At 65.3% G+C, this 22655-nt stretch carries 22 protein-coding genes; 12 read left to right on the forward strand and 10 right to left on the reverse strand.

Annotation, left to right across the window (positions count from 1 at the left end):
• Window positions 1–115 precede the first annotated feature (115 nt).
• From clpS to RUH75_RS16980, 5 genes are all read left to right on the forward strand, one after another.
• Window positions 116–523: an ATP-dependent Clp protease adapter ClpS gene (gene clpS, locus RUH75_RS16960; RefSeq protein WP_313808194.1), complete on the forward strand. Its 408-nt coding sequence runs from the start codon at window positions 116–118 to the stop codon at window positions 521–523.
• A 61-nt stretch (window positions 524–584) separates the two neighbouring features.
• Complete coding sequence (locus tag RUH75_RS16965; protein ID WP_313808196.1) at window positions 585–2093, forward strand: glycerol-3-phosphate dehydrogenase; 1509 nt, start codon at window positions 585–587, stop codon at window positions 2091–2093.
• The gene (locus RUH75_RS16970) at window positions 2090–3556 is read left to right on the forward strand and encodes a glycerol kinase (RefSeq protein ID WP_313808198.1); all 1467 of its coding nucleotides are present in this window, start codon (window positions 2090–2092) and stop codon (window positions 3554–3556) included. The genes RUH75_RS16965 and RUH75_RS16970 overlap by 4 nt, the downstream gene beginning before the upstream one ends.
• A 138-nt stretch (window positions 3557–3694) precedes the next feature.
• Window positions 3695–5476, forward strand: coding sequence for a diguanylate cyclase (locus RUH75_RS16975; protein WP_313808200.1), 1782 nt, complete (start codon window positions 3695–3697; stop codon window positions 5474–5476).
• An 83-nt stretch (window positions 5477–5559) separates the two neighbouring features.
• Entirely contained in the window at window positions 5560–5937 is a 378-nt protein-coding gene (locus RUH75_RS16980) for a MerC domain-containing protein (RefSeq protein ID WP_313808202.1), read from the forward strand.
• 68 nt (window positions 5938–6005) lie between these two features.
• Here the strand turns inward: RUH75_RS16980 and RUH75_RS16985 are convergent, their stop codons facing one another.
• Window positions 6006–7310, reverse strand: coding sequence for a homoserine dehydrogenase (locus RUH75_RS16985; RefSeq protein WP_313808204.1), 1305 nt, complete (start codon window positions 7308–7310; stop codon window positions 6006–6008).
• Between the two features lie 100 nt (window positions 7311–7410).
• On the reverse strand, window positions 7411–8289 hold the full coding sequence (locus tag RUH75_RS16990) for a hypothetical protein (protein ID WP_313808206.1): 879 nt from the start codon (window positions 8287–8289) through the stop codon (window positions 7411–7413).
• A 249-nt stretch (window positions 8290–8538) separates the two neighbouring features.
• On the opposite strand from RUH75_RS16990, the gene RUH75_RS16995 reads away from it, so the two are divergent.
• The 5 genes from RUH75_RS16995 (at window position 8539) to RUH75_RS17015 (ending at window position 11751) form a co-directional block, all read left to right on the forward strand.
• A complete protein-coding gene (locus tag RUH75_RS16995; RefSeq protein WP_313808208.1) occupies window positions 8539–9195 on the forward strand; it encodes an energy transducer TonB in 657 nt (218 codons plus the stop codon).
• Between the two features lie 83 nt (window positions 9196–9278).
• Window positions 9279–10037: a MotA/TolQ/ExbB proton channel family protein gene (locus tag RUH75_RS17000; RefSeq protein ID WP_313808210.1), complete on the forward strand. Its 759-nt coding sequence runs from the start codon at window positions 9279–9281 to the stop codon at window positions 10035–10037.
• A 114-nt stretch (window positions 10038–10151) separates the two neighbouring features.
• Complete coding sequence (locus tag RUH75_RS17005) at window positions 10152–10640, forward strand: biopolymer transporter ExbD (protein ID WP_313808212.1); 489 nt, start codon at window positions 10152–10154, stop codon at window positions 10638–10640.
• A 20-nt stretch (window positions 10641–10660) separates the two neighbouring features.
• Window positions 10661–11083, forward strand: a complete 423-nt coding sequence (locus tag RUH75_RS17010) for a biopolymer transporter ExbD (protein ID WP_313808215.1) — start codon at window positions 10661–10663, stop codon at window positions 11081–11083.
• 350 nt (window positions 11084–11433) lie between these two features.
• Entirely contained in the window at window positions 11434–11751 is a 318-nt protein-coding gene (locus RUH75_RS17015) for a PilZ domain-containing protein (protein ID WP_313808217.1), read from the forward strand.
• Between the two features lie 146 nt (window positions 11752–11897).
• Here the strand turns inward: RUH75_RS17015 and RUH75_RS17020 are convergent, their stop codons facing one another.
• On the reverse strand, window positions 11898–13685 hold the full coding sequence (locus tag RUH75_RS17020) for an ABC transporter transmembrane domain-containing protein (RefSeq protein WP_313808219.1): 1788 nt from the start codon (window positions 13683–13685) through the stop codon (window positions 11898–11900).
• A 92-nt stretch (window positions 13686–13777) separates the two neighbouring features.
• Window positions 13778–15079, reverse strand: a complete 1302-nt coding sequence (locus RUH75_RS17025; protein WP_313808221.1) for a class I SAM-dependent methyltransferase — start codon at window positions 15077–15079, stop codon at window positions 13778–13780.
• A gap of 114 nt (window positions 15080–15193) precedes the next feature.
• Between RUH75_RS17025 and dgcA the strand changes: the two genes are divergently transcribed.
• Window positions 15194–16171, forward strand: coding sequence for an N-acetyl-D-Glu racemase DgcA (gene dgcA, locus RUH75_RS17030; RefSeq protein WP_313808223.1), 978 nt, complete (start codon window positions 15194–15196; stop codon window positions 16169–16171).
• Here the strand turns inward: dgcA and RUH75_RS17035 are convergent.
• From RUH75_RS17035 to RUH75_RS17060, 6 genes are all read right to left on the reverse strand, one after another.
• On the reverse strand, window positions 16165–16551 hold the full coding sequence (locus tag RUH75_RS17035) for a hypothetical protein (RefSeq protein ID WP_313808225.1): 387 nt from the start codon (window positions 16549–16551) through the stop codon (window positions 16165–16167). The genes dgcA and RUH75_RS17035 overlap by 7 nt on opposite strands.
• Before the next feature lie 95 nt (window positions 16552–16646).
• Window positions 16647–17798 carry a mechanosensitive ion channel domain-containing protein gene (locus RUH75_RS17040; RefSeq protein WP_313808228.1) on the reverse strand — a complete coding sequence of 384 codons (1152 nt, stop codon included), beginning with the start codon at window positions 17796–17798 and terminating at the stop codon, window positions 16647–16649.
• Between the two features lie 27 nt (window positions 17799–17825).
• Window positions 17826–18833: a DNA topoisomerase IB gene (locus tag RUH75_RS17045; RefSeq protein ID WP_313808230.1), complete on the reverse strand. Its 1008-nt coding sequence runs from the start codon at window positions 18831–18833 to the stop codon at window positions 17826–17828.
• Window positions 18834–19035: 202 nt separating this feature from the next.
• Window positions 19036–19761, reverse strand: a complete 726-nt coding sequence (locus RUH75_RS17050; RefSeq protein ID WP_313808232.1) for a hypothetical protein — start codon at window positions 19759–19761, stop codon at window positions 19036–19038.
• Window positions 19762–19772: 11 nt separating this feature from the next.
• Complete coding sequence (locus RUH75_RS17055) at window positions 19773–21128, reverse strand: putative O-glycosylation ligase, exosortase A system-associated (protein ID WP_313808234.1); 1356 nt, start codon at window positions 21126–21128, stop codon at window positions 19773–19775.
• A complete protein-coding gene (locus RUH75_RS17060; protein ID WP_313808276.1) occupies window positions 21121–21294 on the reverse strand; it encodes a hypothetical protein in 174 nt (57 codons plus the stop codon). Before RUH75_RS17060 ends, RUH75_RS17055 begins: the two co-directional genes overlap by 8 nt.
• Window positions 21295–21410: 116 nt before the next feature.
• Here RUH75_RS17060 and RUH75_RS17065 point away from each other — a divergent pair, with 116 nt between their 5' ends.
• A complete protein-coding gene (locus RUH75_RS17065; RefSeq protein WP_313808236.1) occupies window positions 21411–22655 on the forward strand; it encodes a TIGR04063 family PEP-CTERM/XrtA system glycosyltransferase in 1245 nt (414 codons plus the stop codon).

A 22655-nucleotide genomic window follows, 5' to 3' on the forward strand; every position in this document is an offset into this window, starting at 1 on the left:
GTCCGGGGTGACGAAATGGGCGCCGTATGACGAAGGTGGAAATGCCCGCTCTCCACCCATAACCGCCTTCACCCTAACAAAGAACCATGGTTTACGCCCTTACCGCCCCCTTGCCATGCACGCCCAAATCGCCATATCCTCCCGCATCATGAGCAGTATTTCGACAGCGGCATATCCCGTGATGATGGCGGGCAGGGATCAGGACGACCAGGGCGACGGCCCCGGCGGTCCCAATGTCGGCATCGCCACGCGCACCCGCGCGCGGACGAAAAAGCCTTCGCTCTACAAGGTGCTGATGCTGAACGACGATTACACGCCGATGGAATTCGTCGTTCACGTCCTCCAGCAATTCTTCCGCATGGACATGGAGGAAGCGACGCGCGTGATGCTGCATGTCCACCAGCGTGGCGTCGGCGTCTGCGGCATTTTCAGCTATGAGGTCGCGGAAACCAAGGTGAACCAGGTGATGGATTTCGCCCGGCAGAACCAGCACCCGCTCCAGTGCACGCTGGAAAAGGCGTAAGTCGTCCGGCCGCGCCGCATCAAGGTTCCGCCCACCACCGAACCGCGCTAATATCGCCCTCGTGACAAGGGAGAGCGAGCCAGCCACCTATGACCTCGCCGTGATCGGCGGTGGCGTCAATGGCTGCGGCGTCGCCCGCGATGCCGCCGGACGCGGGGCCAGGGTGCTGCTGCTGGAGCGCGGCGATCTGGCGCAGGGCACATCCTCCGCCTCCACCAAGCTCATCCATGGCGGGCTGCGCTATCTGGAGCATCGCGCATTCGGCTTGGTCCGCGAATCACTGGCGGAACGCGAGCGGCTCTGGGCGATCGCGCCGCATATCATCCATCCGCTGCGCTTCGTGCTGCCCTGGGTGCCGGGTCTGCGGCCGCGCTGGCTGCTGCGGCTCGGCCTTTTCGTCTACGATCATATAGGCGGCCGCCGCGCCCTGCCGCCGACGCAGGGCGTCGACCTGCGCCGCCATCCCGCCGGGCCGCCGCTGAAACCCGGTTTTCGCAAGGCCTATGTCTATTCCGACGGCTGGGTGGACGATGCGCGTCTGGTCCTGTTGAACGCCCGCGACGCCGCCGATCGCGGCGCTGACGTCCGCACCCGGACGGAGGCGCGGCAGCTCGACCGGGAAGGCGGGGGCTGGACGATCCACGCCACAAGGCCGAACGGCTCGACCGCCCGTTTCCGGGCGAGCGCTGTCGTCAACGCCGCCGGGCCGCTGGTGCTCGATCTGCTCCATCGCGCCCATGGCGACACGGCCCGCCACATGCGGCTGGTGCGTGGATCGCATATCGTGGTGCCGCGCCTGTTCGATCATGGCTTCGCCTATTTCTTCCAACTGCCTGACAGCCGTATCTTCTTCGCCTTGCCCTATGAGCGCGATTTCACCCTGATCGGAACCACCGACCGCGATCATGCCGGATCGGTTGATGATGTGCGGCCGGAGCCGGAGGAAATCGCCTATCTCTGCGACGGCGCCAATCGGTATTTCGCCCGCGCGATCGGCCCGCGGGACGTGTTGTGGTCCTATGCCGGCGTGCGCCCGCTGATTGACGACGGCTCGGCCCGGCCGGAGGCGGCCACGCGCGGCTACCGGCTGGAACTGGATGCGCCGCCGGGCCAGGCGCCGCTGCTCAGCCTGTTCGGCGGCAAGATCACCACCTATCGCCATCTCGCCGCCGAAGCGGTGGCGATGCTGAAACCCTTTCTCCCCAGCCTGTCGGGTGGCGACTGGACGGCAAAGGCGCCCTTGCCCGGCGGCGATTTCCCGATGCAGGGGCGGGACCGGCTGATCGCGGACCTGAGCTGCGACTATCCCTTTCTCGACTATGCCACCTTGCAGCGCATCGCCTGTGCTTATGGCACGCGCGCCTGGGACTGGCTGGGCGCGGCGCAGGATATGGCGGGGCTCGGCGCCGATTTCGGCCATGGGCTCACGGAGGCGGAATTGCGCTATCTCGTCGCGCGCGAATGGGCGATGACCGCCGACGACGTCTTGTGGCGTCGCACCAAGCTGGGATTGCGTCTGGATGCGGAGCAGAAAGCGCGCGTCGCCGAATGGCTGGGGGAGAGGGCATGAGCGAACGGCGCATATTGGTGCTGGATGAAGGCACGACATCGACCCGGGCGATGCTCTATGCCCCGGACGGGCGACGGCTGGGCATGGCGCAGGCGGAGTTCACCCAATATTATCCGCGACCCGGTTGGGTCGAACATGATGCTGCGGAGATATGGGATCGCACCCTCGCCTGCGCGCGCGACATGGTCGCTCTGGCGGGCGGGGCGGATCGCATTGCCGCCATTGGCATCACCAACCAGCGCGAAACCGTGGTGGCGTGGGACAGGCGGACGGGACAGCCGTTGGCCCCCGCCATCGTCTGGCAGGATCGCCGCACCGCCGATCGCTGCGCCGCCCTGCGGGAGGCGGGGCAGGAGGGCGCGATCCAGCGACGGACCGGGCTGGTGCTGGACCCCTATTTTTCCGCGACCAAGATGCGGTGGCTTCTGGACCATGCCCCGGCGGTCGCCGCGGCGGGGGATGCTCTGGCCTTCGGCACGATCGAGAGCTGGCTGGTGTGGAAGCTGACCGGCGGGCTGCATGTCAGCGACGCCAGCAACGCCAGCCGTACCCAACTGATGGCGCTGGACGGAAAGGGTTGGGATCAGGGCCTGTGCGACCTGTTCGGCGTTCCCGCGCCGGCCCTGCCGGAGATCAGCGACAATATCGGTGCCTTTGGCGAGACGCGGGCGGAATGGTTCGGTCAGCCCATTCCGATCCGGGGCCTGATGGGCGATCAGCAGGCGGCGACCATCGGTCAGGGATGCCTGATCCCGGGCGATGCCAAGGCGACATTGGGCACCGGCGCCTTTGTTCTTGCGAATATGGGGAAGGTGGTGCCGGTTTCGCGGCATCGCTTGCTGGGGACGCTGCTCTGGCGTCTGTCGGGGGAGACGAGCTACGCGCTGGAAGGATCGGTGTTCGTCGCCGGCAGCCTGATCAAATGGCTGCGCGACGAGCTGGGCCTGATAGCCACCGCGCAGGAGACGGAAGCGCTGGCCCGATCCGTGCCGGACAGCGGCGGCGTTGCCATGCTGCCTGCGCTGGCCGGGCTGGGCGCGCCGCATTGGCGGGCGGAGGCCATGGGGGTGATCCGTGGCCTGACGCTGGGCACGAAGCGTGCGCATATCGTGCGGGCCGCGCTGGAATCGCTTTCGCATCAGATCCACGACCTGGCGGGCGCTTTCGCGGCCGATGGCATGGCCTGGAGGACGTTGCGCATCGATGGCGGGATGAGCGCCAATGACTGGATCGCGCAGGATATGGCGGACATTCTCGGCCTGCCCGTCGATCGCCCCGCCGATGTGGAGACGACCGCCAAGGGAGCGGCGATGCTGGCAGCCGTGGGGAGCGGCCTGTTCCCGTCGCTGCCCTCTGCATTCGCGGCGATGGCGGCGGGCGGGAGGCGGTTCGATCCCGCCTTGCCGGATGCCCGGCGGACGGAAAGGCTGCGGGGGTGGCAGGCTCTGCTGGACGCCGGATGACGGAATCTTCGAATAGAAACGCAATATCCCGTCCCGTCGTCCCGTCTTCTGGTCGACAGGCGCGGCCCTTATTTTCTTCTGTGTAAAATCATTATCGTGAGTATATTTTAACGATAAGCGTATAAGGCGGGGCGGAACATGCAGACGTCTCTTCGACATCCTTCTTCCCGCCTCGTATTGGTTGCCTTGGGCTGCGCCTATTTCATTATGGCGTCGCTGGCGCTTGTCAGTTCGCGCTTCGAAGGCGGACTCGCCTTCATATGGGGCGCCAATGCGCTGTTGATGGCCGATCTGTTGACCTCGCGGCCCGCCCATTGGCCGCGTGCGCTGATCGCCTGTGGCCTGGCGAGCACGCTGGCAACGGCGCTGTTGGGCATGGGGCCGCTGGCGGCGGTGCCGATGGCATGCGCCAATTTGCTGGAAGCCCTGATCGTCGCGCTGATCTGCCGCCGGTTCGCGCCCGGCTGGAAATTCACCGGATCGATGCGGCCACTGTTCATCTTCATCCTGGCGCTTTGTGGCCCGGCGAATGTGATCGCGGGCATCGGCGCGGCATGGATCGCATCCACGCTGACGCCTGTATCCTTCGGCGCATCATGGCTCCAATGGTATACCGGCCATGTGCTGGGTGGATTGACCTGCACCCCGATCCTGATGCTGCTGATACAGGGCGAGTTGCGCCGATGGTTCCAGCACACGCCCCGTCGCGGCCAGCTGGAGGCGCTGGGGCTGCTTCTGCTTTTCGCGCTGGCGACGGTGCATGTCTTTTACTTTGCGCGTTATCCGATGCTGTTCGCATTGCTGCTGCCCATGGTCGCCATCGTGTTTCGCCTCGGCAATCCGGGGGCGGCGGCATCGGTCATGATCCTTGCGATCATTGGCGGGGTGGCGACGATGACGGGCCACGGCCCGCTCCACATGATCCCCGGAACCATGGGCGAACGAATGCAGTTCTTCCAGCTGTTCCTGGCTTTCAGCTTTCTGATGTCCATGCCGATCGCGGCCGAATTGACCAGCCGCCGCCGCCTGTTCCAGATGTTGCAGGAAAGCGAGGCGCGTTATCGCGCCATTGCCGAAAATAGTGGCGACGTCGTGCTCAACATCAGCGTGGATGGCATCATCGAATATGCCTCGCCCGCCGCCGCCGAGCAGATCGGTTGCGCGCCGGAACTGCTGGTCGGCCAGGATGCGGCCAATCTGGTCGATCCGGAGGACCGGGCTCATGTGATCGCGACGTTGAATCGCGCGCTGGCGCAGCCGGGCGACGTGCAGACGGTGGAGTTCCGGCCTTTCGTGTCGACTCAGGGGCCGGAATGGTGCGAGATGGTGACACGCGCCGTAGTGGACGAACGTGGCCTGCCCACGGGCGTCGTGAGCACGATTCGTGACATGTCCCGGCACAAGGCGCGGCAACGCGCGCTGCAACAGGTGGCGGCGCTGGATTCGCTGACCGGGGCCGACACCCGACGGGCCTTTCTGGAAAAGCTGGACGAAGAGATGCTGCGCGTCCGGCGGGGCGCGCGTGCCTGCCTGCTGCTGATCGACATCGATCATTTCAAGGCGGTCAACGACTGTTACGGCCATGGCGCGGGCGACCGCGTTCTGGCCGCTTTCGTCGAACGGCTGCGGCCGGGACTGCGCGGCGTCGATAGCATCGGCCGCCTGGGGGGCGAAGAATTCGCCATCCTGCTGAGCGGAACCGATGTCGAACGGGCCAGCATGATCTGCGAACGCCTGCGGGAGATGGTGACGACCCATCCGGTGCAGATCGACTCGGGCGAGATCATCTCGGTGACGTTCAGCGCCGGGCTGGTCGGACTGGGTGGACAGAGCGATGGCCAGGCCGTGCTGGAGGCGGCTGACAAGGCGCTCTACAGCGCCAAGCATAGCGGGCGCAATTGCCTGCGCCTGGCGGCCTGAACGGGGAAAGCGACATTTTTGCTGTCATAAGCAGGTTATGATATGTTGTAACTTTCCTCGACCTCGCCTATGTAGCACGCACCATGCCGATCAGCCTTCGCCAGCATTTGTTCAATGGTCGGATCGACCGGATCGCCATCGCGCTGTCGGGCATGTGCGTGGCCCATTGTTTCGCGACCGCCGTGCTGCTGGGCGTACTGGCTTCGGCTGGCGGAATTTTCGAAAGTCCGATCTTTCATGAGGCGGGGCTGGTACTGGCGATCGCGCTGGGCGCCGTGGCGTTGGGGCATGGCGCCGTGGCGCATGGCTTCATGATGCCTGCCGCCATCGGGTCGCTGGGACTTGGCATCATGGCGGGCGCGCTCACCATGGACCATGGTTGGCAGGAAAGCGCCTATACGCTGCTGGGCGTGGCGATCCTGGCACTGGGGCATGACCTGAACCACCGCGCGGGGCGGTAGGGCTGACCCCCATTGCCCTTGCGGGCAGGGCATGATCCGATCCGGTCGGATCATGCGCCGCCAGACATTCAGTCCAGAATGTGCATCACCATCGGCGTCTGGAGCAGGCTGTCCGATCCCGCCAGCCTTTCCAGCGTTTCGCGTACGCAGCGTTCCTCGCCCGCGTGGGTGACGATGGCGACCAGCACGCCGTCCGCCTGATTCGCCCCGCGCTGGATCATGCTCTCGATTGACACGCCCGCGTCGCGGGTGGCCGCCGCGATCTCCGCCAGCACGCCAGGGCGGTCCTGCACCCTGAAGCGCAGATAGGCGCGGCCGACGCGCTTGCCGGCATCGGCGGGTTTCTGCTGGGCGAGCGCCGCCACCGGCATGGCGAGCGCATCGCCATATTCGTCGCGCGCTACGTCGATCAGATCAGCGACCACCGCCGAAGCGGTCGGTCCATCGCCCGCGCCGCGACCCTGGAAGAAGAGGCGGCCGACGAAATTGCCCTCCGCCACCACGGCGTTGAGCGAACCGTCGACATGGGCGAGCGGATGATCGAGCGGCACGAGCATCGGATGGATGCGCTGGAACAGGCCGTCAGGTCCGTTTTCCGCCATGCCGACCAGACGGATGCGATAGCCGAGCGCGGCGGCTTCGGCGATGTCGGCGGCGATGACATGGCGGATGCCGGTGGTCGCGACCGCATCGAAATCCAACTCGGTCCCAAAGGCCAGGCTGGCCAGGATGGTCAGCTTGTGCGCCGCGTCCACGCCATCGATGTCGAAGCTGGGATCGGCCTCGGCATAGCCCAGCTCCTGCGCTTCCTTGAGCACCTCGTCAAAGCCCCGGCCTTCCTTCTCCATGGTGGTCAGGATGTAATTGCAGGTGCCGTTGAGGATCCCGTAGACGCGGCTGATCTCGTTCGCGGCCGCGCCTTCGCGCATGCCCTTGATGACCGGAATGCCGCCCGCGACCGCCGCTTCATATTTGAGCGCGACGCCGGCCTTCTCGGCCAGGGCGGCGAGGTCAAGGCCATGATGCGCCAGCATCGCCTTGTTCGCAGTGACGAAGGGCTTGCCGGTCGACAGGCACTGGCGGGCGAGGGTGAGGGCCGGGCCGTCCGCGCCGCCGATCAGTTCGACCACCACGTCGATGTCGTCGCGATTCGCCAGCGTGGTCATGTCGTCCACCCATTCATAGGGGGTAAGGTCGACACCGCGATCCTTGTTCCTGTCGCGCGCGGAAATGGCGACGACTTGAATCGGGCAGCCCGCCCGTCGCGCGATCAGGTCGGCATTGGTCTGGAGCAACCGAATGACGCCGCCGCCCACCGTGCCGAGGCCGACGAGCGCGACGCGCAGCGGGGCATGGCGGTGCAGATTGGTCATGGCGTCTCTTATCCTTCCTGATCGCAAGAAGCCGCGCTGATAGCCGCCCCGGCGCTTCTGTCCAACGAAAAGCGGCCATCGCAAGGCGGGGACGGGACTGTCAGCTTTTGGCGCGCGTTCGTCCGCAGGGGCCGAGTGCCCGGAGAACCACCTGATAATCCGAACGGGCTGCCTCCGCATCCGGCGGGGACAGGGCGCGTACGGAGCGGGCAGGCAATGCGTCCGGCAACCCGCAGGCAAGGCGATACCAGAGCAGGCTGCCGGGCGCCGGCGGGCGGGCGGCCTCGTCCACGATCTCGCCCAGGGCCACGGCCCAGCGCGGTTCCTGACCGGGCCGGCGCAGGATGGACAGCGACACAGGTTCGCTATTTTCGGTGCGCAGGAAGATTTGCGTCTCTCCTTCGCCTGCGATCGTCCCCGCCACGTGGAAGGCATCGCCCAAGCCAATGATGCGCGGTGGTGCATCATTGGCGACCAGCTCGGAAAGGATTGCCTTCACCCGTTCGATCTCGGCGGGGGACGCGATGATCTGGGCATCGCGCGCGACAAGCTGGATCTCCCCCGGGCGGGCGCCAGCCCGGGCGAACAGGATGACCTGTGCTTTCTTCAGCTTGGGCAATTTCCCCCGCGCATCGATCGGCGCGTCATACAGGTAGCGGACAGTGGGACTGATTCCCCCCTCGCCGCGAATCAGATTGCTCACATTGGCCTCGATAAACAGCCTCTGATGGCCTGCCGGGACGGTCCCGGCCTGTGCCGGCTTCAATTTGATGATGTTGCCAATCCGCGCCTGTGCCACCAATGGCGCAGCGTCCGCGAGGTCCGCAATGTCGGCATAGGAGAGGCCTGCGGCCCGCTCCGATGGCTGCGTCGCGCTTCGGTCTGTCAGCGTTCCGGCCGCGGAAATCTGCGATTGTGCGGCGGAAATGAGGCAGAGCAGGACCAGCGTCCGCAGGGTCATGGTGGATTTTTTCTTCATCTTCGTCCTAGTGATGGCAGTCCGTGACATCTTTGTCACATGCAAGCCTTTCTGGTGTGTAATGGCGGTCGCAAATGATCATATCGATAAAGCGTTTGCGTGCCACGATGCGCCGCGATAGGAGTTCGCACGGTAGCAAATGGACGGATAGGGGCCAAGATGACCGGGGTGACCCGGCCAGCTCGGGCCGTTTTTGGCTTATTTGCCGATAATCAACTGGTAAGCTGAGTTAAGGAGTGTCGTTGCCGAATGGCCTATGCTGACCACTCGCAAGGATCGAGTCGTACGATCTCGATCGTCATCGTCGCCCTGATTCACGCTGTTCTCGGCTATGCCTTCGTCACCGGTCTTGGCATGAAATATGTCAAAAAGGCGGCGGAACAGCTGAACGTGATCGACGTGAAGGAGGAACCGCCACCACCGGACGAGGAGCCGCCGCCGCCCCCGCCGGATCAACCGATCGAACCGCCGCCGGTCGTCGCGCCGCCGCCGATCGTTCAGACCCCGGCTCCCGCGCCGCCGATTCAGACGGTTCGGACTCCGCCGCCGGTTTTCAACCCGGTTCCGGTCGCTGCTCCGCCGCCTCCGCCTCCGCCTCCGCCTGCGGCTCCGGCCACTCGCGCGGCGCCGCGCAGCAACCCGGGCAGCTGGCTCAGCGATGCCGACTATCCGAGTCGCGCGCAGCGTGAAGAACGTTCGGGTACGGCGGGTTTCCGGCTGGAAATCGGTCCGGACGGTCGCGTGACCAATTGTACCATCACCTCTTCGACCGGCCATGCCGACCTCGACGAGGCGACCTGCCGCCTGTTGCCGAAGCGTGCGAAGTTCAAGCCCGCGACCGCAGCCGGGGGAGGTCCGATGTCGGACACGTACAACGGTCGTATTACCTGGCGTCTGCCGGAATGATTTGAAAGGACAGGCGAGCGCCTCCGAATGACTGGAAGCCGCCTGTCCCTTGTTATTGATCCTTTGAGAGGGAAGTCTTGAACATGTTGATGTCTATCGCAGCGGCCGCCGCGCCGAAGTCGGAGAACCCGTACGGTCTGATGGAAGCGCTCCAGCAGGGCGGCACCATCGCCTGGACCGTCTTCATCATCCTTTGCGGTATGTCGGTTGGCACTTTCTATATCCTGTTCACCAAGCTGATCGAACAGCAGAAGGTGATCAATCAGGGCAAGAAGGTCCGTGCGAGCTTCTGGCGCGCCGCTTCGCTGAAGGAAGGTACCGCCAAGCTCGAAAAGAACTCGGCCTACAAGCAGATCGTCGACGACGGTATCAAGGCCCAGGATGAGCACACCAAGCTGACCGATCCGGTCGAAGCCCATGACTGGCTGCACGGCTCGCTGGCTCGCTCGGAAGCCGCGATCAACTCGAAGCTGAATGGCGGCCTGGCCTTCCTCGCGACCGTTGGCTCGACCTCGCCGTTCATCGGTCTGTTCGGTACCGTTATCGGCATCTACCGCGCTCTGATCAAGATCGGCGCCGCCGGTCAGGCCTCGATCGACGCCGTTGCCGGTCCGGTCGGTGAAGCTCTGATCATGACCGCCCTGGGTCTGGCCGTGGCCGTTCCCGCGGTGCTCGCCTACAACTTCCTGCAGCGCCGCAACAAGTCGATCTCGGAACAGCTCGCTGGCTTCACCGTCGACCTGCTGGCCTATCTGGTGTCGAACGGCGCCGTGAAGCCCGCGATCGCCGCTGCCCCGGCCGCTGCTGCCGCCAAGCCCGCCGCTGCCGCGACCAAGGCCTGATAGGCTGAGATGCCGGCAAGGGGGCCGGCGGCGGCTGCGACGCTCAGGCCCCCTTATCGGACGTGGGCCCTGGAATGCCGGGGCACCATCGACAAGCATGTTAGGAAATAATCAATGGCAATGAGTGTTGGCTCTGACGGCGGTGAAGACAAGCCGATGTCCGACATCAACACGACGCCGCTCGTCGACGTCATGCTGGTGTTGCTCATCATCTTTCTCATCGCGGTCCCGGTCGTCGTCCAGACGGTTCAGCTGCAGCTCCCCAAGGTCGCGTTCGAGCCGACGACGACGAAACCGGAAAATGTCTCGCTGTCGGTCACTGCGGCGTCTGACGGCAGCTGTGCGGTTTACTGGAACCTGACCCGAGTGTCCTCCGACGAGCTGCTCGACCGTGCGGTCGCGAAGCTGGAAGCGGACATCAAGAAGGCCGGCGGCGTTGAAAATATGACGCCCGAGGATTTGCCCGAAGTGCACATCCGCGGCGACATCAACGTTCCCTATCGGTGCATCGGTGGCACCATCTATACGATGCAGCGCGCCGGTTTCCCGAAGGTCGGCTTCATATCCGAGCCCGAGCCGGGTTCGCATGTGCAGCGGCTTTAAGAAGTTCTAGGAGTATCGCCATGGCAATGAGTGCCGGAAGAGACGATGGCGAACCGATGGTCGAAATGAACACGACGCCGTTGATCGACGTCATGCTCGTTCTTCTCATCATGTTCATCATCACCATCCCGATCCAGACCCACGCGGTCAAGATCGACCTGCCGCAGAACGCGCCGCCGACCGACAGCGTCATCGACCCTGTCAAGAACAAGGTGGCGATCGATCCCAGCGGCATCATCACCTGGAACGGTGCGGGGATCGACCTGCTGACCCTGCGTCAGTATCTGCAGCAGTCGCTGCGGTTGCCGGTCGAACCCGAACTGCAGTTTCAGCCGGACGCCCAGACCCGCTATGTCGTGGTCGACCAGGTGCTGGCGGAGATCAAGCGTGCTGGCGTGACGAAGCTCGGCTTCGTCGGCAACGAGCAGTACGGCAAGTTCTAAGGCCATCGGAACCGGTTTCCGGCAGTGCTGGAATCCGGTTCACAAAAAAGAAATGGCGCGATCAGGCAAGGGCGCGCAGCGATCTGGCGGTTTGCCGGACGCTGTAGGTTCCAGGGTCCGAATATGCCGCCGCCGTCTGGCCGGGGATGTTCGACTTCCCGTTTCCGGGCGCGGGCTGGGGTGATGCAATCGACCCTGTGACACGCTGCGTTTTGACGTGTCGACTTTGACGGGGCTGCTTCGGCGGCCCCTTATTTTATGCGCCTTGTTTTACGTTCCCCGCGGGTTCGGCTTAACGCTTTCTTCACCGTGATGGACGATGATGGTGCCGGTCAAATCGGCATTGGATCATGGGCGCGAAACTTCAGACAGAGCTGTACCGCGGCAATAACCGCTTGGCGGACCGCCGGACGGTGCTGATCGGCGTTCGGGTCCGCCGCCCGGGCGAAACCTGGTTCAAGAGCCATATCACCGATGTTTCGGAAGTGGGCTTTCGGCTCAAAAGCTTCATGAAGCTGGCGACCGACGATGATCTATGGATCATGCTGCCTGGCTTCGAAGGCCGTCGCGCCCGCGTGTTGTGGAGCCGGGCGCATGAATCGGGCTGCGTCTTCGAACGCCCGCTGCATCCGGCCATTCTCGATCATATCATCAAGATCAGCCTGTAAGGGCTGACAGAGCGGCTCAGCGCCGTCTTGCCGCATGGCGGTCATGGCCATTGGCTGACATTCCCACCCTCTTCACCCCGGATCAAGTCCGGGCGATGTAAGGCTATGCCCCCTAACCACCCGAAAACGCCTATGTTTCCAGCCAATCAGCCCACCGGCGCATCCTGGAACTGAAGATTGGCCAGCCGGGCATAAAGCCCCTTTTGCTGCATCAGCGAGCCATGATCGCCCTGTTCGACCAATCGTCCCTCATCGAGGACGAGGATGCGATCCGCCGCGCGCACCGTAGCCAGCCGATGCGCAATCACGATCGTCGTGCGCCCCTGCATCAGCCGGGCCAGCGCATCCTGCACCAGCCGTTCCGACTCCGCATCCAGCGCAGAGGTCGCCTCGTCCAGCAGCAGGATCGGAGCATCGCGCAGCAGGGCGCGCGCGATCGACAGACGCTGCCGCTGTCCGCCCGAAAGCCGCGCGCCTCCTTCGCCCATGAAACTATCCAACCCTTCCGGCAGCGCTCGCAGGAAACCCTCCGCATTGGCGGCGCGGGCGGCGGCCCAGATCTGCTCGTCGCTGGCCTCCCATCGGCCGTAGCGCAGATTGTCGCGCGCGGAAGCGGCAAAGATGATGCTCTCCTGCGGCACCATCGCCATCATCCCGCGCACCGCCGCCGGATCGGCCTGCGGCAGCGGCACGTCATTCAGACGGATCACCCCCGAATCGGGATCGTAAAAGCGCAACGCCAGTTGGATCAGCGTGGATTTGCCCGCGCCCGACGGGCCGACGATCGCCACCGTCTCTCCGGGCGCGATATCGATCGAAATGCCATGCAGGGCCGCCTGATCGGGCCGGCTGGGATAGCGGAAATGCACATCCTCGAACTGAAGATGGGCGCCATGATCGGTCTGTGGCAGCGGAACCGGCCGGGGAGGCGCGGTGATCTCCGGCATCGCGCTCATCAACTCGTGCAGCCGCCCCGCCGCGCCCGCGCCGCGTAGCAGATCGCCCCAGGTTTCGGACAGCGCGCCGAAAGCGCCCGCGACCAGACCGCCCGTCAGGACGAAGGCGGCGATGCTGCCTCCTGAAAGGCGTCCGGCGGCAACGTCCAGCGCGCCCTGCCACATGACCGCCGTGATCGACCCGAAAACCAGAGCGATGACGATCGCCGTCATCGCCGCGCGCAACCCGATGCGCCGCCGCGCTGTGCCGAATCCGGCTTCGACCGTGGCGTCGAAGCGTGCCGCTTCCCGTCCTTCCTGGCCGAAAGCCTGAACGATCTTCATCGCCCCCAGGGTTTCGGCTGTGACGCTGCCGACATCGGCCAGCCGGTCCTGGCTCGCCCGTGACAGCGCGCGCACGCGCCGCCCTAGCCCGATGATCGCCACCAATATGACCGGAATGCCCAGCAACAGCAGTCCGGCCAGCTTGGGCGCGAGCGCGAAGAGATAGATGAGCCCGCCAAACCCCGTCACCAGATTACGCAGCGCGATCGACACGGTCGATCCCACCACCTGATCGATGATCGCCGTGTCGGCGGTCATGCGAGACGCGATTTCGGACGGGCGGTTTTCCTCGAAGAACCGGGGCTCCTGCCGCAGCAGATTGGCCTGGGTCGCCGATCGGATGTCGGCAACGACGCGCTCGCCCAGCCAGGATACGAAATAGAAGCGCGCCGCCGTCGCCAGCGCCAGGATCACGACGATCAGGAACAGATATTCGAACCAGCGGCTGATGTCGCCGCCGCCCATGAACCCCCGGTCGATGACCAGCCGGAAACCGCTGGGAATCGCCAGCGTGGCGGCGGACGAGACGAGCAGGGCGACCAGAGCCCCGGCGATGCGGCCCGGATAATGGCTGGCGAACCGCCAGATCATCGCCAGACTGCCGAGGGCGGGGCGCGCCTTGCCGCGCGACGATGGGTTTTCGACATCCTCCATGGCGGGCGCTCTAGAGCATTTTGAAGCCAGCTGGAACAGCTGGCGGCTCGCAAAATGCGACAACCAAAAAGCCGCAATGTGCCGCGCGCCTCTCAACGGCGTTTGAATCGGTCCGCGGCTGTGATCTCCGCCGCCAGCGCCATGATTCGCTGTGGCTTAGCGCGGCTGGTCAGGGCATAGGCCATGTCGCCCGCTTCCCAATAGGCGATGACATCGTCGGCGCGCCGGGCAAGCAGGGGGCGCGCCTCCGCCGGGGTTTCGGCGCGGTCGGCGAAGAAGGACAGCTGCTCGCCCTCCGGCGTGGTGATGGACAGCGCGACCGCCGGGCTGTCCGGCGTCGGATAGAGCTGCACGTCGTGGATTCGCCAGGATGCGGGCAGCGGTGGCAGGACGATGCCGGTCGAACGCCGGATTTCGCCCGGGTTAAGGGTCGCGCTCTCGACCTGCGATGCCATGGCCTGCCGCAGGAGCCCGGTGCGATGGGAGGCGGCTGCTTCGTCCAGGAAAGTGCCCGCTTCCGCCGCTTGCGGAAATTCGCCCAGCTCGCCGCGCGCGATCCAGCCGGTCGCGATCAGCCCGGCAATCCCCGCCGCGCGGGCGATGTGCCGCCATGTCCGGCCCCGCTCATTATCATTGGCGACCGGAATCGAGGTGTCGCGCCGCCGCCCGACCAGCGTGCCCTTGGTCCCGTCATGTTTCAGGCGAAAGTCGATATGCGGCCAGCGCTTGCGCCAGCGCCGGGCGACGATGCGCTCGCCGGGGCGGGCGGCATCGTCCAGCAGCACCACCGCGCCCGGGGACAGCCGGGCGAACAGGGCATCCGCCGCGCCGCGCACCAGGGGATGCACTGCCCAAGGCGGCCCATCGATGATCAGAAGGTCGATGCTGTCCGGCAGGGCGTCGATATCATACCAGCGGCCGGGCCAGTCCTCGCTCTCCGCGGTCAGCGGCGCGTGGCGCAGATCGGCATGCAGGCCATGGTCGCCCAGCCAGTTGCGGGTCGCCTGCACGAACCCGTCATGCTGGTCGAAACTGGTCAGCCGACCGCCGCCATGCAGCGCCAGCGCCCGCGCCGCGATCAGCGTGGAGGCGCCCGCGCCCAGTTCGACCACATGGACAGGCCGCAACCGGGCGATTTCGCGGACGATATGACGCAGAAAGCCGACATCGGCCTTCCAGCTCCCCAGATGCGGCAGGGCATCGTGCGGCAATCCGAGTTCATCGAGCAGGGCACGCTTGTCCGCCTTGCGCCCGCCCGAAAGGCTGGCGAGCAGCCAGGGCCATGTGATCGCGCCGAAGCCGATGCGCCAGGCCATGTCGGACAGGCGGCGCCTCGCCTCGCCCGCGTCGCCATCGTTCAGGGACAGGAAGCCGGTCAATTCTCTGGAGGTCACGGTTGCGCCTATCCTTTATATGCGGTCCGATCCATTATAAGCGGACCGGCTGGGGTTATGCGGCGGGATCGGCCGTTCGTACAGACCCACATATTATCAGCATAGGGAACGCCGATGACCCGCATAATTTCCGCGACTGTTGAACGTTGGCCGGTTGCCGGAGCCTTCATCATCAGCCGCGGGGCGAAGACGTCGGTGGACGTGGTGGTCTGCACCGTAAGCGACGGGCGGCATCTGGGCCGGGGGGAAGGCACGGCGATATATTATGAAGGCGAGACGGCGAAAGGCTGCGCGGCGGCGATCAATGCCTATGCCGGACCGCTGGAGCGCGAGGCCCTGCTGGAGACGATGCCGCGCGGGGCCGCCCGCAACGCGCTGGACTGCGCGCTCTGGGATATGGAGGCGAAGCGGGCTGGCGTGCCGGTGTGGCGCCTCGCCGGCCTGGAGGAACCGGGGCCCCTGCCCACCGCCTTCACCATCAGCCTCAATGATCCCGCGCAGATGGAAGCGGATGCAAGGGCGGCGGCGGCGCGCGGTTTCGGCCTGCTCAAATGCAAGCTGACGGGGGAGGGCGACCGGGCACGGATCGCTGCCGTGCGGGCGGGCGCGCCCGACGTGCGGCTGATCGTCGACGCCAATGAAAGCTGGCATGATCTGGATATCGTCGCGCAGGCGCAGGCCATGGTCGATCTGGGGGTCGAGATGGTCGAGCAGCCGATTCTGCACGGCAAAGAGGAGCGCCTGGCCGGGGTCAGGGCGCCTTTGCCGCTCTGCGCGGACGAAAGCTGCCACACCCGCGCCGATCTCGACCGGCTGGGGGATTTCGACGCGGTGAATATCAAGCTCGACAAGGCGGGCGGCCTGACCGAGGCGCTGGCCCTGTCGCGTGAGGCGCGGGCGCGGGGCTTTCGGGTGATGGTCGGCTGCATGCTGGGCACGTCGCTGGGCATCGCGCCGGCCGCGCTGGTCGCGCAGGGGGCGGACTGGATCGATCTGGACGGCGCGCTTTTGCTGGCGAAGGACCGGGAGGGCGCGCTCGCCCTGCACGACGGGCTGCTCCATCCCGGCCAGCTGTGGGGCCTGGGTCAGTAACCCAAAGTCAGGCCCACGGCATAATATTTCGGCCCGACATTGGCCTTGGCCCGCAGCCGGGGGATCAGCGGCATGGCGAGCGTGGCATAGGGTCGGATATTGTCGCCGCTGAAGCGCGCGCCCGCGCCGATGGTCGCGGAAAGCGGCAGCGTATAAGCCGCCTCGACCCGCCCATAGAGCTTCGCATCCCCATCGCGCAGATAGACGCCGCCGCCCGGCGTCAGGCTGAAGCCGCCGATCCCCATCGCATAGCCTGCGCCGATTTCCGTACCCCAATGGCCATCGGCGCGACCATAGTTGATCTCCGCGCCGATCCCCTCGGCATGAGCGGCGGGAGCGAGGGCGAACGCCGCGGCCGCCAGCAAATAGCTCGATTTCATGGAATTCCCGATCATCTGTTCACGATGGCGCATGGCCTGACTCCCGCCGCCCGCTCAGGCAAGCCACGGCAGGACGGCCCGAGTCCGATTTGCGGTCAGGCGAGCCGGGGTTGCGCTTCGGCATAGGGCATGATCGCCCGCCCATCCGGCGCCGCGGTGAAGCTGGTCTGCGTGGGGTAAGCGAACTCGATCCCTTCCGCCCGAAACCGCTTCCAGATCGCCAGCCCGACCTGGTGCCGCGACTGGAAATAATCGTGGGTGTCGGGATCGAGCACGTCGAAATTCAGCTGATAATCGAGCGAACTGGCGCCGAAGCTCACCAGCCCGGCATTGACGAAAATATGCCCCTGCGCCTCCACGATCTCCTTCAGCATCGCCGGGATCGCCTCGGCCTTGTCCTGCGGCGTCTGATAGATGATGCCGATCGCGAAAGTGACGCGTCGTTGCGCCAGCGTCTGGAGGCTGGTGATCTCCTTTTGCAGCAGGTTGGCGTTGGAAATGACCTTCTTCTCGCCGCTCATCGCGCGCAGATGGGTGCTTTTGAGGCCGATGCGCTCGACCCGCGCAGTGGTCTGGTCATAGGTGATGACCTCGCCCCGGCGGAACGGCTTGTCGAAGATGATGGAGAGCGCGGCGAACAGGTCGGAAAAAATGCCCTGCGCCGCCAGGCCAATGGCGATGCCGCCAATGCCAAGCCCCGCGACCAGGCCGGTGACGTTCACGCCCAGATTGTCCAGCACCACGATCAGCGCGATGGCGAACAGCGCGAATGTCACCAGCACCCGGATCAGCCCCATGGCGTTGGCCAGCGTTTCGCCATGGCCATCGTCGGCCGCCGTGCGCCGCTCGACCAGTCCCAATATGATCTCCCGCGCCCAGATCGCGCACTGGAACACGGCGGCGATGGTGAAGAGGAAGCCGACCGTCTTCAGCACCATCTGCGGCGGATTCGCATAGCTGACGACCAGGCGCGCCGCGACCATGACCATGAAGAAATGGGTGGTGCGGGCAAAGGCGCGGCCCGCCACATTGGCAAAGCCCAGCATATCGCCGGGCGTCCCCTTCAATCGTCCGCCAACCCCGCGCAGCACCGTCAGCAGGCTGTAGATGACGACCCCTGCACCGATCGCGATCAGGATTTGCAGATAATGAAGCGAAAACCAGTGCGCCGTCGAATGCCACATTTCCACCAGATTGGGCGGTCGCACCTCGATCGAGGGAAGGGCGGGGTCTTGCTTGGCGGCCATGGATATCCTTGCGGTTATGGGTGCGGATCAGGCCGCGAGGGGGCAGGCGGATGTCCCGCCGGCTTCCTCCAGAAAGGCGATCAGTCCGCGTTCGTGACGGGAGAGATAGCGTGTCGCGCGCGGCAGGCGAAGCCCCCCGCGCCATTCATCCTGCCCGTTGCGGCAAAGTTCGATCAAAGCGGGATGAATATAGCTTTTGCGGCTGATCGCGGGGGTGTTGCCCAACGCCTCCGCCACCGGCGCGATCATCTGCTTCAGCGACACCGGCCCGCTCGCCAATGTTTCGAAGGCGATGGCGGAGGCGCCCCAGGTGCGGAAATGCTTGGCGGTGAAGTCGCCCCCCATCGCCTCGGATATATAGGCATTGACGTCGCCCGATGCGATCGGCCGGGCGATGCCCTCCTCATCCAGATATTGGAAGAGATGCTGGCCGGGCAGATCCTGCACCGCCCGCACGAAGCGCAGCAGGCGGCGGTCGGTGACGGTCAGCTCATGCTCCCGCCCCGATTTGGCGCGGTAACGCAGCCGCAGCGCCCTGCCGTTCAGATCGACATGGCGGCGGCGCAAGGTGGTCGCGCCGAAGCTTTTGTTGGCGGCGGCATATTGCTCATTGCCGATGCGGACCTTGGCCAGATCGAGCAGGCGGACGACGGCGGCCAGCGTCCTGTCCTTGTGCAGCCCGCGCGTCGACAGATCGGCCTCGATCCGCGCGCGCAGCCGGGGGAGGGCGAGGCCGAAAGCGGGACAGCCCGCATATTTCTCCGCCTCCCGCGCGGCGCGGAAATCGGGATGGTAGCGATATTGCTTGCGACCCCGATCGTCATAGCCGGTCGCCTGGACATGACCGTTTGGCCGGGGGCAGAACCAGCAGTCGCGGTAGGCGGGCGGCATGGCGATGGCGTTCAGCCGGTCGATCTCCTCCCGATCCGTGATCCGCTCCCCAGCGGCATCGAAATAGGCCCATCCCCGCTTCAACGCCCGTCGCGTGATGCCGGGCAGGCTGTCATTGGCGTGAACGAGGGACTTTGGCGGCATGATTTCTCCAACCAGCCGCTCACCGCTTCGTTCCGCAGCGCGCGGACAGGCGGAACGAAAGGGTGGAAGGCGGTCATTACAGCTTCGTCATCCCGGACTTGATCCGGGATCCCGCTTTTCTTCTTGAGCGTACATCTGAAAGGCAGCGGGACCCCGGATCAAGTCCGGGGTGACGAGGGTGGGGATGTCCACAAATGACCAGTTACTGTCCTTGCCGAAGCCCGGCCCGTCGGATGAAGCGCATCCCACCCGGCAGCCGCCAGTGCAGCGGATGACGGCGCATGACCGACAGATGCGCCAGCACCAGCGTCAGGCACAGCGATCCGGCCGGAACCGCAATCGGCAGAACCACAGGCAGCAGCATCCCGCCTAACAGGGCGGCGACCGCCCCGGCCAGCGCGCACAGCGTCGACCCGGCTTCCCCATCCGGCCCGCGCAGCCAGAAGACGCAGCCGCTCATGCCCAGCGCAAAGGCCATGGCGAAGCGTGCCGCCTGCCCCGGTTCGGCCCCCTGCCCCGCAAATCCGCAGCCGATCAGCAACAGCAGGATCGCCCCCGCCAGTCCCCGGCGCGGCAGGCGGCCGAGCAGATGCGCCCCCACCGGATAGATCAGCAGTTCGCCCATCAGCACGGCCATCAAAATGGCGGTTGCCAGCCGTGCCTGCTCCGGCCCGGCGATCAGCGCGACCATGGCGGTCCCGCCCCAGGGCAACAGCCGCAGGGGCGCCATGCGGATATGGCTGATCCAGCCCTGCAATCCCGCCCGCGTTTCCCAGCGCCGGTCGGCCAGCCGCAGTTGGAAGGCGGCGACGATGAACAGCGCCTCGACGCCCCCGGGCAGCAGCGCGGGCGCAATCATCGGCGAGGCCAGAACCAGTCCCAGCACCATCCCATGGGCCAGGCCCAGCAGCTTCAATTCCCCCTTCATGCCCCCGAAATTCATAATGGGCTCCTCACTGGTGATGGAGCGAATAACGGCTGGCGGGCAGCAAACTTGCGCCTGCGGCTCAGATAAGTGTCCAGCCCGATCTGGAGCGAGAGCATCATGAAGATGAAGGGTTGATAGGCGATGCCCACGAACAGCGATCCCACCATATAGATGACATGACCCTGTTGCAGCGCCAGTGCGAACGGCGCGATCCAGGCCTCGTCGCCCTCGCGCTGGCGATACAGGCGCCGGATCGCCTCGGTGCGGATGAAGCAGGTCAGATGCAGCAGCGCCCAGAGGAAGAAGCCGAAATAGCCCTGCTCGCCCAGCATCTCGAAATAGGCGCTGTGATAGGCGCGGCCATGGTCGGTGACGATGCGCTTTTCCATGCGCGATCCGGCGGCGTCGATCACCCGTTCCTGCATCACATAGGTGAAGCTGTTCTGGAGATAATTGTCGAAGCCGCCGCCGCCCGGATGCTCCTTCACATAGCCCAGCGTCCATTTCCACACCTCCATCCGGGTGGAGGCGCTTTCATCGCTCTGGTGATTCTCGATGGTCGACATGCGCTGGGTGAAGCTGGCGGGCAGGAAGGGGATGGCGGCCAGCGCCGCCAGCGCCATCAACGGGCCATAGAGGAATCGCCGCTTCGACCGCATCAGCATCAGCCCCGCCAGGATGACGATGCAGACCAGCCCCGTGCGCGCTTCGGTCCCGATCGGCATCAGCAGGCAGGCGAAGCACAGCGCATAGGCAAAGCCCTTCACCCGCCAGTCGGGCGGAAAGATCGTGCCATGCCGGGAAAGCCAGAGGATCAGCGGGATCAGCGAGATCGCGACGGTCGAAATGATGCTGCCTTCGTACAGGCCGCTATTATTGTCGACCATCAGATTGAGCACGCCATAGCCGCCGCCCGACAGTGCCGTCTTCATGCCGCCATTGATGATGATCGTGCTGGCGCAGAGCACCATGAACAGAGCCAGCGCCTCGATCCGCAGGCGTGTGCGCAGGGTGATGGGCAGAAAGATGGCGAACACCATCGCCTTCCACACCCAGGCCCATTTGGTCGCCGCGTTGACCGGAAAATCCGCCGTCGCCGTGGTATAGCCGCACCAGGCGAGCAACAGCAGCAGGATCAGCTGCCGCATGGAGAAGCGGCAGTCCTTCTTGTCGTCGACCAGCAACCAGGCCCCCACCGCCAGCATGAAGGCGATGAAGGAAATCGGAATGCTGTTCAGCAGGAAATAGGACAGCCTTTGCGGGGAAACGATGTCGATATAGGCATAGACCGCGATCAGCAGGAAAGGCCGCCGCAGGCCCGCCAGGAAGAAGGCGCCCAGAAAGGCGACGAAGAACAGGTCACGCATCGCCGCTCTCCGGATCACGATCCAGATCAGGGCGCGACAGCAGCCGCCAGGCCGCCAGCATGATGACGCCATGGCTGATGAGAAGGGAAAGAGCGTCGATCATATTGCGCGAGAGGGGTCCGTTACCTGCTACATGTTCCTGCGAAGGCAGGAACCCAGTCCACATGTCCGAACTGGACTCCTGCCTTCGCAGGAGTACCGCGCCCTTCGATCCGAACTTTCACCTCCCTAACCCAACAGAGTTGACGGCCCGTTAAACCTTTTCAGGCAAAGAATCGGGCCATGACGCGGATTCTCCCAAAGCCCCGGATTCTCCATGTGCTGGACCACAGCCTGCCGATGCATAGCGGCTACACCTTCCGCACCCGCGCGATCCTGCGGGCGCAGATGGCCAGGGGCTGGGAGGTGCGTGGCATCACCGGTCACCGCCATGCGCTGCCCGGCCTGATGGAAGAGGTGGTGGACGGCCTGCATTTCCACCGCACGCCGGGCGAATCGGCTGGTGGCAATGCGCTGCTGCGCGAATGGCGCGATATCTCGGCCCATGCCGACGCCATCGATGCGCTGGTCCGGAAATGGCGCCCCGACATCATCCACGCCCATTCGCCTGTGCTGAACGCCATCGCCGCGCAGAAGGTGGCGAAGCGTCACAACATCCCGGTGATCTACGAAATCCGCGCTTTCTGGGAGGATGCGGCGGTCGGCAACGGCACCGGGGCGGAGGGCAGCCCGCGCTATTGGCTGACCCGCCAGCTCGAAACCCACGCGGTCCGCGCTGCCGATGCCGTCGCGGTGATCTGCGAAGGGCTGCGCGGCGATCTGATCGCGCGCGGCGTGGATAGAGACAAGATCATCGTCTCGCCCAATGGCGTCGATATGGATCAGTTCGGCACGCCCGTCCCCCCCGATCCGGCGCTGACCGCGAAACTCGGCCTTGAAGGCGCCGACGTCGTCGGCTTCATCGGCAGCTTCTACGATTATGAGGGGCTGGACGACCTGATTGCGGCCCTGCCGAAACTGGTGCGCGCCCGCCCCAGGGCGAAGCTGCTGCTGGTCGGCGGCGGCCCCTGCGAACAGGCGCTGCGCGATCAGGCCATGGCATCCCCCTTTGCCGATCATATCGTCTTCGTCGGCCGCGTGCCGCATGATCAGGTCGAGGATTATTATGCGCAGGTCGACATCCTCGCTTATCCGCGCAAGGCGATGCGCCTCACCGATCTGGTGACGCCGCTGAAGCCGCTGGAGGCCATGGCCCAGGGCCGTCTGGTCGCGGCATCCAGTGTCGGCGGCCATCGCGAACTGATCGAGCATGGCGTCACCGGCACGCTGTTCGCGCCCAATGATCCCGCCGCGATCGCCGCCGCCCTGGCGGAGATGTTCGCCGATCGCGGCTTCTGGGACGATCGCCGCGCCGCCGCCCGCGCTTTTGTGGAGCGGGAGCGTAACTGGTCGTCAAACATTCTGCGCTATGAACCGGTCTATCAGCAATTGCTCGCGCGTCCCCAGCGGGTGCGGGTAGCGGCCTGA

Source organism: Sphingobium sp. (assembly GCF_032153725.1).
Classification (GTDB): Bacteria; Pseudomonadota; Alphaproteobacteria; order Sphingomonadales; family Sphingomonadaceae; genus Sphingobium.